The sequence below is a fragment of the Mycobacterium sp. OTB74 genome (genome assembly GCF_029892685.1).
GTDB lineage: Bacteria > Actinomycetota > Actinomycetes > Mycobacteriales > Mycobacteriaceae > Mycobacterium.
On sequence record NZ_JARXVD010000003.1, the window covers coordinates 228,310 to 241,209 of the forward strand.

At 64.2% G+C, this 12,900-nt stretch carries 11 protein-coding genes; 6 read left to right on the forward strand and 5 right to left on the reverse strand.

What is annotated here, in order from left to right:
* The first annotated feature begins 5 nt into the window (after positions 1–5).
* Positions 6–2,147: an acyl-CoA dehydrogenase gene (locus tag M2432_RS06645; RefSeq protein WP_280826176.1), complete on the forward strand. Its 2,142-nt coding sequence runs from the start codon at positions 6–8 to the stop codon at positions 2,145–2,147.
* A gap of 150 nt (positions 2,148–2,297) precedes the next feature.
* On the opposite strand, the gene M2432_RS06650 is transcribed toward M2432_RS06645, so the two are convergent.
* Complete coding sequence (locus tag M2432_RS06650) at positions 2,298–3,152, reverse strand: LysR family transcriptional regulator (protein WP_280826177.1); 855 nt, start codon at positions 3,150–3,152, stop codon at positions 2,298–2,300.
* 71 nt (positions 3,153–3,223) lie between these two features.
* Between M2432_RS06650 and M2432_RS06655 the strand changes: the two genes are divergently transcribed.
* On the forward strand, positions 3,224–4,228 hold the full coding sequence (locus tag M2432_RS06655; protein WP_280825967.1) for a bile acid:sodium symporter family protein: 1,005 nt from the start codon (positions 3,224–3,226) through the stop codon (positions 4,226–4,228).
* A 5-nt stretch (positions 4,229–4,233) separates the two neighbouring features.
* On the opposite strand, the gene M2432_RS06660 is transcribed toward M2432_RS06655, so the two are convergent.
* Both M2432_RS06660 and M2432_RS06665 read right to left on the reverse strand, forming a co-directional pair.
* Positions 4,234–4,815, reverse strand: a complete 582-nt coding sequence (locus tag M2432_RS06660; protein WP_348536294.1) for a hypothetical protein — start codon at positions 4,813–4,815, stop codon at positions 4,234–4,236.
* A gap of 21 nt (positions 4,816–4,836) precedes the next feature.
* Positions 4,837–5,904, reverse strand: a complete 1,068-nt coding sequence (locus M2432_RS06665) for a ferredoxin--NADP reductase (RefSeq protein WP_280825968.1) — start codon at positions 5,902–5,904, stop codon at positions 4,837–4,839.
* A gap of 158 nt (positions 5,905–6,062) precedes the next feature.
* On the opposite strand from M2432_RS06665, the gene hsaA reads away from it, so the two are divergent.
* The 3 genes from hsaA to hsaB are packed head-to-tail and all read left to right on the forward strand — an operon-like array spanning position 6,063 to position 8,790.
* The gene (gene hsaA, locus M2432_RS06670) at positions 6,063–7,253 is read left to right on the forward strand and encodes a 3-hydroxy-9,10-secoandrosta-1,3,5(10)-triene-9,17-dione monooxygenase oxygenase subunit (protein ID WP_280825969.1); all 1,191 of its coding nucleotides are present in this window, start codon (positions 6,063–6,065) and stop codon (positions 7,251–7,253) included.
* A 43-nt stretch (positions 7,254–7,296) separates the two neighbouring features.
* Positions 7,297–8,196 (forward strand): iron-dependent extradiol dioxygenase HsaC, encoded by a 900-nt coding sequence (hsaC, locus tag M2432_RS06675; protein WP_280825970.1) that lies wholly within the window; start codon positions 7,297–7,299, stop codon positions 8,194–8,196.
* Positions 8,197–8,220: 24 nt separating this feature from the next.
* Complete coding sequence (gene hsaB, locus M2432_RS06680) at positions 8,221–8,790, forward strand: 3-hydroxy-9,10-secoandrosta-1,3,5(10)-triene-9,17-dione monooxygenase reductase subunit (protein ID WP_280825971.1); 570 nt, start codon at positions 8,221–8,223, stop codon at positions 8,788–8,790.
* A gap of 172 nt (positions 8,791–8,962) precedes the next feature.
* On the opposite strand, the gene M2432_RS06685 is transcribed toward hsaB, so the two are convergent.
* On the reverse strand, positions 8,963–10,396 hold the full coding sequence (locus tag M2432_RS06685; RefSeq protein WP_280825972.1) for a hypothetical protein: 1,434 nt from the start codon (positions 10,394–10,396) through the stop codon (positions 8,963–8,965).
* Positions 10,397–10,651: 255 nt separating this feature from the next.
* Here M2432_RS06685 and M2432_RS06690 point away from each other — a divergent pair, with 255 nt between their 5' ends.
* Positions 10,652–12,013, forward strand: a complete 1,362-nt coding sequence (locus M2432_RS06690; protein ID WP_280825973.1) for an MFS transporter — start codon at positions 10,652–10,654, stop codon at positions 12,011–12,013.
* Between the two features lie 6 nt (positions 12,014–12,019).
* Here M2432_RS06690 and M2432_RS06695 read toward each other — a convergent pair whose 3' ends face one another.
* Positions 12,020–12,841 carry an Abi-alpha family protein gene (locus tag M2432_RS06695; protein ID WP_280825974.1) on the reverse strand — a complete coding sequence of 274 codons (822 nt, stop codon included), beginning with the start codon at positions 12,839–12,841 and terminating at the stop codon, positions 12,020–12,022.
* Between the last annotated feature and the right edge of the window lie 59 nt (positions 12,842–12,900).

The following is a 12,900-nucleotide window of genomic DNA, read 5'->3' on the forward strand; positions in this document are numbered from 1 at the left end:
AGTGCCTGGTGTCTGTAGCGTCCACAACCGTCGACTCCGAGCGGTCGGCTGTCCGTGAAATGGTCCGTAGCTGGGCCGTCGCCTCTGGTTCGATCGCCGCGGTGCGCGCAATCGAGGAAGGCAGCCTCGAGGCCTGGCGTGCCCCGTACGACGGGCTCGTCGAACTAGGGACCTTCGGCGTCGCGGTCCCGGAGGACCTCGGCGGCGCGGGCGCGACGATCGCGGACCTGTGCGTGATGGTCGACGAGGCCGCCGCCGCGCTGGTACCCGGACCGGTGGCCACCACTGCTTTGGCCACCCTGGTCCTCACCGATGCCGAACTGCTCGAAGCACTGGCCTCCGGGCAGCGTACTGCCGGTCTGGCGATGAGCTCCGACATCACCTTCGACGGGCAGTCCGCGACCGGTACCGCCAAGTTCGTGCTGGGCGCGCTGCCCGACGGCCTGCTGCTGCTTCCGGCCGGGGACACCTGGTTGCTGGTCGACGCAACGGCCGCCGGCGTCACGGTGACACCGCTGGTCGCCACTGACTTCTCGCGTCCACTGGCCAGCGTGGAGCTGAATGGCGCGCCAGCCAAGGCGATTGAGCTGCCGTATCAGAAGGTCGTCGACCTGGCAGTGACGGTTCTGGCCGCCGAGGCCGCGGGTCTGGCCCGTTGGCAGCTGGAGACAGCCGCCGAATACGCCAAGGTGCGTGAGCAGTTCGGCAAGCCGATCGGCAGCTTCCAGGCCGTCAAGCACATGTGCTCGGAGATGCTGCTGCGCTCGCAGCAGATCGCGGTGGCGGCGTCCGACGTCGCCGAGGCCGCGGGCGACGACGATGCCGAGCAGCTCTCCATCGCCGCTGCGGTGGCCGCCGCGGCTGGCATCGACGCCGCGAAACTCAATGGGCGCGAATGCATTCAGGTGCTCGGCGGTATCGGTTTCACCTGGGAGCACGACGCACACCTGTACCTCCGGCGCGCGTATTCGATCGCTCAGATTCTCGGGGGACGCGGCAACTGGTTGCGTCGGGTGGCGTCGCTGACCCGCTCCGGCGTGCGTCGCCAGCTGCACGTCGACACCGGTGACGCTGAAGGGATGCGGCCCGAGATCGCCGCCGCAGTCGCCGAAATTGCCGCGCTGCCAACCGAACAGCGCCAGGCCGCGATGGCCAAGGCTGGAATCATGGCGCCGCACTGGCCCACTCCGTTCGGTCGTGCCGCTTCGCCGGGTGAGCAACTGGTGATCGACTCGGAGCTGGGCAAGGCAGGCGTTGTGCGCCCGGATATTTCGATCGGTTGGTGGGCCGCGCCGACCATCCTGCAGGCCGGTACCCCCGAGCAGATCGAGCGTTTCATCCCCGGCACCCTCACCGGCGAGGTGTTCTGGTGCCAGCTGTTCAGTGAGCCGGGCGCCGGATCGGACCTCGCGGCGTTGCGTACCAAGGCGGTTCGTGTCGCTGCGGACGAGAGGAGCGATGGGCAGACGGGTTGGAAGCTGACCGGCCAGAAGGTGTGGAGTTCCAATGCCCACCGCGCCAACTGGGGTATCTGCCTGGCCCGGACCAACCCGGACGTGCCGAAGCACAAGGGCATCACCTACTTCGTGATCGACATGAGCTCACCTGGTATCGACATCCGGCCGCTGCGTGAGATCACCGGTGAGGCGCTGTTCAACGAGGTCTTCATGGACGACCTGTTCGTGCCGGACGACTGCGTCATCGGCCCAGTGGACGGTGGCTGGCCGTTGGCCCGCACCACTCTGGCCAACGAGCGCGTCGCGATGGCAGCCGGTGGTGCACTGGACAAGGGTATGGAGCACCTGCTCGATGTGATCGGCGACCGCGAGCTGGATGCCGCTGAGTCGGAACGCCTTGGCGCACTGATCATTGCGGCTCAGGTGGGCTCGTTGCTGGATCAGCTGATCGCACAGTTGGCTGTCGGTGGGCATGATCCGGGCGCGCCGTCCAGCGTGCGCAAGCTGATCGGTGTGCGCTACCGGCAGGCGCTGGCCGAGATCATCATGGACTCCTACGACGGTGCGGGTATCGAGGATTCGCCGGACGTGCGGTACTGGCTGAACAGCCGGTGCTTGTCGATCGCCGGTGGAACCGAACAGATTCTGTTGACAGTCGCCGGCGAGCGGCTGTTGGGGCTGCCGCGTTAGAACGGGCACTTACCGCGGCGCTCTGCTGGATAACTCTCGTTCGGACTGGTCAACTTTCTTTTACGCGTCAAGGAAAGTTGACCAGTCCAAATCGCGTGTGCCACAAGACGGAAGGCACGCCGATAGTCGGTGTGCGTGGCCCCTTCGTAATCAGCGCCGCATCCGGTCTGAACCGGCGATGATCGCGTCGCGCAATGCGATCTCGGCTTCCGACGGTGTGCTGCGCCTATGCAGCAGCACGAACTCCAGATGCCCCAGGTCGGGCAGCCGGTCGTCGGCCACTGGCTGAATGCCTTGGGGCAGAAGAGTTTCCGAGTGTGTGATGATGCCCAGTCCGGCCAGCGCCGCAGCCCGCAGGCCGAGCAGGCTGTCGCTGACGCAGACGATCCGCCAGGTGCGGTGCTCACGTTCCAACTCGCGGAGAGCAACGTGTCGAGTCAGGCTTGGCGGGGGATAGGTGACGATCGGCACCGGGTCGGCGATGTCGGTGAGTCCGGGGCGCCCGGCCCACACCAGACGGTCCCGCCACAGCAGTTCGCCGTGCTGTTCGCCGGGCAGTCGTTTGGCCACCATGAGGTCCAATTCGCCTGCAGCCATTCGGGTTTTGAGGTTTTCGCTGAGTCCGACAACCAGCTCCAGGTCGACGCCGGGGTAGGACCGCCGGAACTCCACCAGCACGTCGGACAGCATCCGGCTGACCAGATCGTCGGAGGCGCCGAGCCGGATCAGCCCAGTGACATGAGAGTCGGAGAAGTAGCGGTCGGCTTGGGCCTGGGCGTCCAGAATGTTGTGCGCAAAGCCGACCATCGCCGCGCCGTCGGCGGTCAGCGCGAGGTTGCGGGTATCGCGCCTGAACAGCTCGCGTCCGACGGCTTGCTCCAGACGGGCGATGTGCCCGCTGACCGTCGACTGCCGCAGCCCGAGCAGGCGGCCGGCTGCGGTGAACCCGCCGGCCCGATCGACCGTCAGGAAGGTTCGCAGCAGTTCCGGGTCCAGCATATTCATCATGATAATCGTTTATAGATATCGAATACATCAACTTCCGTTATGAGTAGTCATAGCAGTACGGTCGTACGGTGAACCTCCTCGCCAAACTTCGTATCGACGGATTCCTGCTGGGATTGTTCGTTGTGATGGCGATCGGAGTATTCCTTCCGGCCCCTGGCGAGGCAGGTCAGATGGTGGAGACGGCCACCAAGATCGCGATCGCTGTGCTGTTCCTGCTGTACGGCACTCGGCTCGAACCGCGTGAGGCGCTCGAAGGTCTGAAGCACTGGAGACTGCACACGACCGTGCTGGCTGCGACGTACGTCCTGTTCCCGCTGCTCGGCCTGGCTATGAAAGTGCTGGTGCCGTCGGTGCTGACCGTCGACCTCTACACCGGCATGTTGTACCTGTGCCTGCTGCCGTCCACCGTGCAGTCGTCGATCGCCTTTACCTCGATCGCTCGGGGCAATGTCGCGGCCGCGGTGGTCAGTGCGTCGGCATCAAATATGCTCGGCATCTTCGTCACCCCGTTGTTGGTGACGTTGTTGATGCAAACTAGTGGTGGCGCAACGGTTTCAGCGAAGTCGATCCTGGAAATCGTTGTGCAGCTGCTACTGCCATTCATCGCGGGCCAGTTGCTGCGGTCCAAGCTGCAGGGAGTGCTGGCGCACACGACGCTGACCAAGGTCGTCGACCGCGGCTCGGTGTACCTGGTGGTCTACGCGGCGTTCAGTGCCGGTATGGCCGAACACATCTGGACTGGAATGAAAGTCTCCAGCATTCTGGCTGTCGTCGCGGTCAGCGTTGTCCTGCTGGCGGTGGTGCTGGGCGTGACTGCCGGTGCCGCACGGGTTCTCGGCTTCGACCGCGCAGACCGCATCGTGATCATCTTCTGCGGCTCCAAGAAGAGCCTGGCGACCGGCCTGCCGATGGCGACCGTGCTTTTCGCCGGACACCCGGTGGGCCTGATCGTGTTGCCGCTGATGATCTTCCACCAGATTCAGCTCATCACCTGCGCCTGGCTGTCAGGACGTTGGGGTCGGCAGGCGGAGGCCTTGGAGGGCTCTGAGTCGGAGCTGGTGGCGCCAGCCTGAGCGCCTCAGAACGTCGTCGTCGCGCAGGCTGTCGGGGTGGTCAGGTTCACCCCGGGGTAAACCACCTGAATTTCCGAGCACGCAATGAAATTGGCGTTGGTGTTCGGGCGTCCGGTGGAGACGTCGAGCGGTTGTGAGGTGCCGTCGACCAGAAACTCCTCGAACGATCCGCCGGCGTTGTAAGTGACCGATACCAGTGCGCTGTTCTCCGACTTGAGCTGCCGGGAGTTCACCGGGCCGTTCCACGAACCGCGGTTGATGGCTGGGGCGCCGGACGGCGCGCTGTACGAGACATCTTGGTATACAAGGCGATTGGAACTGCGCAGGGTGATGTTCTGCCGGGCCCAGGTGCCGGGTGGCAGCGGGGCCGGGCCGTCCGGCGTCACCAGGTTGGCTGCGGTGTTGAAGGTGCACGTGCTGCCCGCGCAATTGGCGGTGACATGCATCTGGATCTTGGTGCCCTCGTCGACCGGGATGAATGTGTCGGCCGAATTCGCCGCGGCCGCAGCCGTCGCCGGGGACATCAGGGCAGCCGCGGCCAAAGCCACCACGCTCGAAGCAGTAAGCCGGTACACAGGCACTTTCACAGACAAGAAGGTATCCGTTCGCTATTCGTCGTAGGTGACTTCGACGGAATCCGTCTTGGGCACCGCTTGGCAACCGAGGATCAGGCCCTCTGCCAGGTCGGACGGCTCCAATACGTCGTTGACAGTCATCTCGACCTCACCGCTCTTCATCAGCACTGCGCATGCGCCGCAGTGCCCCTCGCGGCAGGAGAACGGTGCGTCCAATCCCTTGTCGAGCAGCACATCGAGCAACACAGCCTTGCGCGGCCAACGCAGTTCATGCGTCTCGCCGTCGAGCGTGACGACGGCCGTTGCCGGGCCGTTGCCATCGTCATCTTCTGCATCATCGTCCAAGACGACGGCCGCGAATGGGTCGGATTCCAGTGACTGGAACACCTCGAGGTGAACCTGCTCAGCCGGGGTGCCGACCGACTTCAGCGCCTCCTCGGCTGCGGCCATGAACGGCCCAGGCCCACAGATGAACGCCTCGCGCCCGGCGTACGGCGCGATCAGGGCCGCCAGTGCCGTCGGGTTCGGCAGGCCCTGCACCGATTCCAGCCAGTGCACCACCGTCAGCCGGTCGGGGTACTTGGTGGTCAGCTCACGCAGAGTCGCGGCGAAGATCACCGACTTCTCGTCACGGTTGGCATAGACCAACGTCACCTTGCCGGTGCCCTGCGAGAGCGCGGACTTGCAGATGGCCATCATCGGGGTGATGCCGCTGCCGGCTCCCAACAGCAGGAAGTCCGTGTCCAGGTTCTTGGGTACGAACGTGCCCGACGGGGCCAGCACGTGCATCCGCATGCCTGCGTGCGCGTTGTCGCACAACCAGTTCGAGGCATATCCATCTGCGGTGCGCTTGACCGTCACGGCCAGCGCATCATCGGTGAACGGTGAGGTGCACAGCGAGTAGCAGCGGGCCACCGACCCGGTCCGGTCACTGGGGATGCGCAGGGTCAGGAACTGCCCTGGCGAGTACGTCAGTCGCTCCGGCGAGACGCTGCCGTCGTCGGGCGCCTTGAACACCAACGACTTCGCGTCGGCCGTTTCGGTGATGACGTCGGCCACCACAAGTTCCAGAACGTGGGTGCCCAGCGGCTCGTCCGTCACAACTAACACCCTTCTACTTTCCAGGCCGGAAGCATGAACTAGAACATGTTACAAAAACCTGCTTTGCCTGGTCTAGCCGCTGCAGGAACGCCCTGCTCGACACAAATCGTAACGTGTTCTAATCTTCTGTCTAGACGACCACTTTCGGGAGGCAATCCGTGACGTCCATTGAACAACGCGACGTGCAGGCCGTGCTGGCCGGTATCGATGAGCTGCTGCCGACGCTGCGCGAGCGCGCCCAGGCCACCGAGGATCTGCGCCAGGTCCCGCAGGAATCCATCGATGCGCTCAATGAAATCGGCTTCTTCAAGCTGTTGCAGCCCGAGCAGTGGGGCGGCCTTCAATGCGATCCGACGGTGTTCTACGAAGCGGTCCGCCGTATCGCCAGCGCCTGTGGCTCCACCGGTTGGGTCGCTTCGATCATCGGCGTGCACAACTGGCACCTGGCGCTGTTCGACCAGCAGGCCCAGGATGACGTCTGGGGTGAGGACTCGTCTGTGCGGATCTCCTCGTCCTACGCCCCGATGGGCGCCGGCGTGGTCACGGAGACCGGCGACGGCTACATCGTCAACGGCGCCTGGAACTGGTCATCCGGTTCCGAGCACGCCACGTGGGCGTTCCTCGGTGGCCCGGTGATCAAGGACGGCCGCCCGGTCGACTTCGGCAGCTTCCTGATCCCGCGCACCGAATACACCATCGACGACGTCTGGCACGTGGTCGGCCTGCGTGGCACCGGCAGCAACACCGTCGTGGTCAAGGACGTCTTCGTGCCCCGGCACCGCTTCCTGTCCTACAAGTCCATGAACGACGGCACCGCCGGCGGCTACCAGAACAACACCGCTCCGGTGTACAAGATGCCTTGGGGCACAGTGCATCCCACCACCATCTCGGCTCCGATCGTGGGCATGGCTTACGGCGCCTACGAGGCGCACGTCGAGCACCAGGGCAAGCGGGTGCGTGCGGCGTTCGCCGGCGAGAAGGCCAAGGACGACCCGTTCGCCAAGGTCCGCATCGCCGAGGCCGCCAGCGATATCGACGCCGCCTGGCGCCAGCTGATCGGCAATGTCGGTGACGAGTACGCACTTCTGGTGGCCGGCAAGGAGATTCCGTTCGAGCTGCGCGCTCGTGCCCGTCGTGACCAGGTGCGTGCCACCGGTCGTGCCATCGCTTCGATCGACCGGCTGTTCGAGGCCGCTGGTGCCACCGCGCTGGCGAATGGGACTCCGCTGCAGCGGTTCTGGCGTGACGCCCACGCCGGCCGGGTGCACGCAGCCAACGAGCCTGAGCGCGCATACCTGATCTTCGGAAACAACGAGTTCGGTTTGCCTCCGGCAGACACGATGGTCTGATTCACTTCAACACGCTGACCACTGACTTGCTGGGAGACGACGAATGATCATCAAGGCGCTCGGCTACATGCGCATCGAGGCCACCGACGTGGCGGCGTGGCGCCAATTCGGGCTCAAGGTGCTCGGAATGGTGGAGGGCGAGGGTTCCATCCCAGACGCTCTCTACCTGCGGATGGATGATTTCGCCGCGCGTCTGGTGATCGTTCCCGGCGAGCAGGACCGGCTGCTGGTGTCCGGCTGGGAGGTCGCCGACGCTCCGGCGCTGCAGGCCTTGCGGGAGAACCTGGCCAAGGCCGGCGTCGACTTTACCGAAGGCACCCGGGACGAGCTTGCCGAGCGTCGGGTCGAGGGGCTGATCCGCTTCTCCGATCCGGCCGGCAACGTTCTTGAGGCGTTCTACGGTGCGCAGTACCTGGGCCGCCGGTTCGTCAGCCCGTACGGCCACAAGTTCGTCACCGCGGAACAAGGCCTCGGTCATGTCGTCCTCACTTGCGACGATGATGCTGCGGCACAAGCCTTTTACCAGGATGTGCTGGGCTTCCGGTTGCGCGACTCGATGCGGCTGCCTCCGCAGATCGCGGGTCGTCCGTCCGACGGCGATCCGGTGTGGCTGCGTTTCTACGGCTGCAACCCGCGGCACCACGCGCTGGCGTTCATGCCGATGCCCAACCCGACCGGCATTGTGCACCTGATGGTCGAGGTGGAGAACTCCGATGACGTCGGCCTCTGCTTGGACCGCGCCAACCGCCGGAATGTCAAGATGTCGGCGACCCTTGGCCGGCACATCAACGACAAGATGCTGTCCTTCTACATGAAGACCCCGGGCGGGTTCGACATGGAATTCGGTTGTGAGGGATTGGAAGTCGAGGACGAGAGCTGGATCGCACGCGAGAGCGTCGGGGTCAGCCTCTGGGGCCACGACTTCAGCGTCGGGTTCAAGTAACCTCGTTCGGGTGAGGAGCCGGCGGTGACCAATACCCCGCACATCGACCCGCGTACATTCCGAAATGTGCTGGGGCAGTTCTGCACCGGCATCACCGTCATCACCACGGTGCATGACGACGCGCCGATAGGCTTCGCCTGTCAGTCGTTCGCGGCGCTGTCGCTGGACCCGCCGCTGGTGCTGTTCTGCCCCACCAAGCAGTCCCGGGCCTGGAAAGCCATCGAGGCCAGCGGCAAGTTCTGCGTCAATATGCTGCACGAGAACCAGCAGCATGTCTCGGCGCAGTTCGGTTCCAGAGCCGAAGACAAGTTCGCCGGGATCGATTGGAGCCCTTCAGAACTCGGCTCACCGGTGATCGACGGGGTGCTGGCGCACATCGATTGCACGGTGCACTCCGTCCACGACGGCGGTGATCACTTCGTGGTTTTCGGTGGGGTGCGGTCCATGTCGGAGCCGCAGGCCATCAAGCCTCGCCCTCTGCTCTTCTACCGCGGTGAGTACACGGGCATTGAACCGGACAAGAACACCCCGGCGCAGTGGCGCGATGATCTTGACGCCTTTCTGACCACGACCACCGAGGACACCTGGCTGTAGTCGGGCACGGCCCCTGGGCTTGTCGGCTCTCTTGGGGCACTTGCGATTTGGGCCTGCCAACTTGAGTTGACATGGTCATTGTAGGTTGACGGGTCTGGACTCGAGGTGCCGGCACACGCGCGTCGACAACGCCGGCCGCTCATTGGCAGAGGCCGGCGTCGTCGTCACGCGATCAGGAATTCGAGCCCTTCGATTCCTTCTTGGCGGAGCGCTTGGTTTTTGCGCTGTCCTTCTTGCCCGACTTGCTGGTGCTGGACGACGCGGAGTCGCTCGCAGTTGCCGAGTCAGACTTGGTGGTCTTCAGCTTGTCGGTCAGCTTCTTGACCGCCGAGGTCACGCGGTCGCCTGACTTCTTGGTGTCGGTGCTGGTGCTACCGGTGCTCGTGCTATCGGTGGTCGTGGTTGCAGCGACCTTTGTGGCGACCGCGGCTGCCGCGGTGGTACCGGCAGCAGAGGCCGTCGCCGCGGTGTCAGTGGACGTGCTGTCGGTGGCGGGGGCCGCCGACAACGACTGGACCTGGGCGGTGCTCGCTGCAGCAGCGGCATCGGAAGTGCTTGTGGCCGTGGTTGTTCCGGCCAGGCTCGTGACGCTCGAGGACGCCGTCGACGCGGCTATCGCCGCCTGCAGACTGGTGAAGATGTTCGCCGGTGTCGTCGGATCGTTGTCGATGGCGGTGGCGATCTTGGTGGGAATGGTCAGCAGGAACTGCTGGAGCGTGCCGGTGGACGTGGTGCTGCTCTTGACGGACAACAAGCCGGCCCAGGAGGACTGCGTGGTCGGGTCGTTGTTGTAGTCGAACCCGTTCAACGCCGCGTTCAGCAAGACGCCTGGCGTGTTCACGATGGCCGTCAATGCACCCTGGATATCGCCGGACTGGATGGCCGTCGAAATCGCCACGGACGCCCGCGACGCCTCAAACAAGGTGCCGCTCACCGGCGCATAGATTGCCTGGAAGGCGCCACTGACCAGGGTGCTGGTGCTCGAGATGGCCGCGACCGCATTGGCGAAGTTCTGCGCTTGCTGGGGCGGGATGCTGAGCAGGACCTTGAGCACCGGCAGTACCGACTTCTGCATGCCGTAGAGCATGAACTCATTCAGGCTCTCGTAGGCAGCGCTGGAATCACCGGATTGGAAGCCGGCCAATGAGTTCGCCAGCAGCGTCTTGCCGGGCGTCGCGGCGCCCGGCTCCTTCGAACCCGGAGTGCCGTTGTCCCACCATGATTGGAAGGTGCTGGCCGTCGAGTTCACCGCGGTGGACAACTGGTTGGTGTAACCGATCTGGTTCGCGATGATCTGACTGAGGACGGGTAGCGGGTTCGCCTGGTACGCCGCAGCCAACGCGTTGACGTTGGCGAATGTCTGGGTGAACAGGTCCTGGTACACGGTGGCCGGGGAGTCGGTTACCTCGGACACGAGTTGAACGGCGCGGTGCTGGATGTCCGCCAGCACGGGACTCGAAGCGACCGGATTCGCCATGACGACGCTGGCTCCCAGCACCGCGATGCTGCCGATCAAGAATTTGTTCTTGGTACGTCCGTCGGCAATTGACGCCTGGGGGGCTCCGATGGACTTACCCGCCACGCCGGGATAAACGGCGAGTTGCACAACGATCTCCTCTGGTTCATACGGCGCCACCACGGCGCCGAGCAGCGAGATTAGCTGAGGATTACCTAAGAAACAATAGGTATGTCTTACCTAACTAACAGGTAAAGCCGAGCCAATGGCGGAGTCGGAGCGCCGTAAGAACTCCCCGGTCAGGCGCCAAATGTGGCCGACTGGGCCACCAAAGACGCTCCTACCTGTATGAATACTCCAGAAAAGCTGTGGCCCGGTCTGGGTCCGAGTTGTGAGGAGTCGGCGATGAGCGCGCCAGTTCCAACCGGTCTGCGGCGGGTGGTTGCCGCCTCGATGGCCGGCACGGTGGTGGAGTGGTACGAGTTCTTCCTGTACGGGACGGCCGCGACACTGGTCTTCAGCAAGATCTTCTTTGATCAGGGCGCCGGCGATCTCGACAACATCCTCAAGGCCTTCATCACCTACGCCGTCGGCTTCGTGGCTCGGCCGTTGGGCGGCATCGTCTTTGGCCACTATGGCGACACGTTGGGCCGCAAGAAGCTGCTGCAGCTCAGCCTGCTGTTGGTCGGGGCATCGACGTTCCTGATGGGTTGCCTACCGACGTTCCACCAAATCGGTTGGTGGGCACCGCTATTGCTGGTGCTGCTGCGTTTCGTGCAAGGCTTTGCGGTCGGCGGTGAATGGGGCGGTGCTGTGCTGCTCGTCGCCGAACACAGCCCGAACAACTCACGAGGATTCTGGGCAAGCTGGCCGCAGGCCGGCGTACCGGTCGGCAACTTGCTGGCCACAGTGGTGCTGCTGGTTCTCTACAGCGAGGTCAGCCATGACGAGTTCCTGTCCTGGGGCTGGCGGGTTGGATTCTGGCTGTCGGCAGTAGTGGTGCTGATCGGCTACTACATCCGCACCAAAGTCAGCGATGCGCCGATTTTCCTTGCAGCCCAAAAGGAATCAGAGCTAATCAAGTCCACCTCGTTCAGCGTGGTCGAGGTGATCAGGAGTTACCCGCGCGGCGTCCTCACCGCAATGGGGCTGCGGTTCGCCGAGAACATCATGTACTACCTGGTGGTCACGTTCTCGATCACGTATCTCAAGGAACATGTTCACGCCAATACCACCGATATTCTGTGGTGGCTGCTGCTGGCGCATGCCGTGCATTTCCTGGTGATCCCCACCGTCGGGGCGTTGTCCGACCGATACGGGCGCCGCCCGGTGTATTTCGTCGGGGCGCTCGGCGCGGCTTGCTGGGGCTTTTTCGCCTACCCGATGATGGACACCGGGCGTTATCTGCCGATCATCTGCGCGATCACTTTGGGGCTGGTCATCCACGCCTTCATGTACGCGCCGCAGCCGGCCATCATGGCTGAGATGTTCCCGACCCGGATGCGGTATTCCGGTGTCTCCCTTGGATATCAGGTGACGGCGATCGTTGCGGGCTCACTCGCGCCGATCATCGCAGTGTGGCTGCTGCGCGCCTACGGTTCGGCGGTGCCGATCGCGCTGTATCTGGCGGCGGCATCGGCGGTGACGTTGGTTGCAGTGCTCGTATCCAAGGAGACCAAGGGCATCGACCTGGCGTCCTTGGATGCTGGGGTTCCGGCACGCCCACCCACATCCGGTCGGGCGGACATCAGCACTGGCGTGCAGTAACTCGGGTCAGTCGTCGCTGGTTTCCATTGCGGCCGTCCACAATCCGCGGCCCAGCTCTGACAGGCACAAGGTGCGCAGCTCTACCCGCGCCGGCAGTGGTCCGCGAGACGCCCGCTTGACGGCCCGCAACACCATGGTCTCGGCCGTCAGCACCTCGTAGTCTTCTTTCAAGGCGGGGTCCTCTGGCCCGGTCTCGACCAAGCCCAACGCCAGCAGGTGGTTGATGTATTGCGGAACCATGGCGGGCAGGGCCACATTCGCGGTCCGGCCGACCAGACACGCATTCTCCAGTACGGGTTGGCCTGACGTGCCCGATCGGTTGCGCCGGTAGACGTTGACCAATGTCGAGGTTGCGCCGTCGGACAGCGCTGAGATGATCCGTGCCTCGTCGGCGACCAGTTGGTCGAGCAGTCGGTGATACAGCTCCGCCCGGCTGTCCGTGGTGCTTTGGTCCAGGGCCCGGTCCAGCAGCTTGCCCAACTTGCTGTTGAGTGATTGTTCGGCCGGCTTTTCCGGGGCGGGGATCACCAATTGGCGCGGAGCCACATCGATGGTTTCGATCTGGCTCTTCCCGAGGATGGCCAGCTGCTCTCCGCCCCAAGCGGCGAGCTTGATCCCCAGCTTGGCCGCTCCGAGGGCACGATTGGCGACGCCGAACGGGTCGAGTCGCTTCGGTACCGCCAGCCCACCACGTGGCGTGCGGACGGCGATCGCGATCTCGCCGAGCGGGGTGGTCAGCTTGATGCCGTGGTGCTCGTGGCCGTTGCGGTTGACTGGCAGGTCGTCGGTGACGTCGGGCTCACCGGTATGCGAAATTTCCTGCGACATCGTCGCTCGATCCCTCTCCTGTGGCGCTCCAGTAGCTGGTCGGAGGCGCGCTGTAAAGG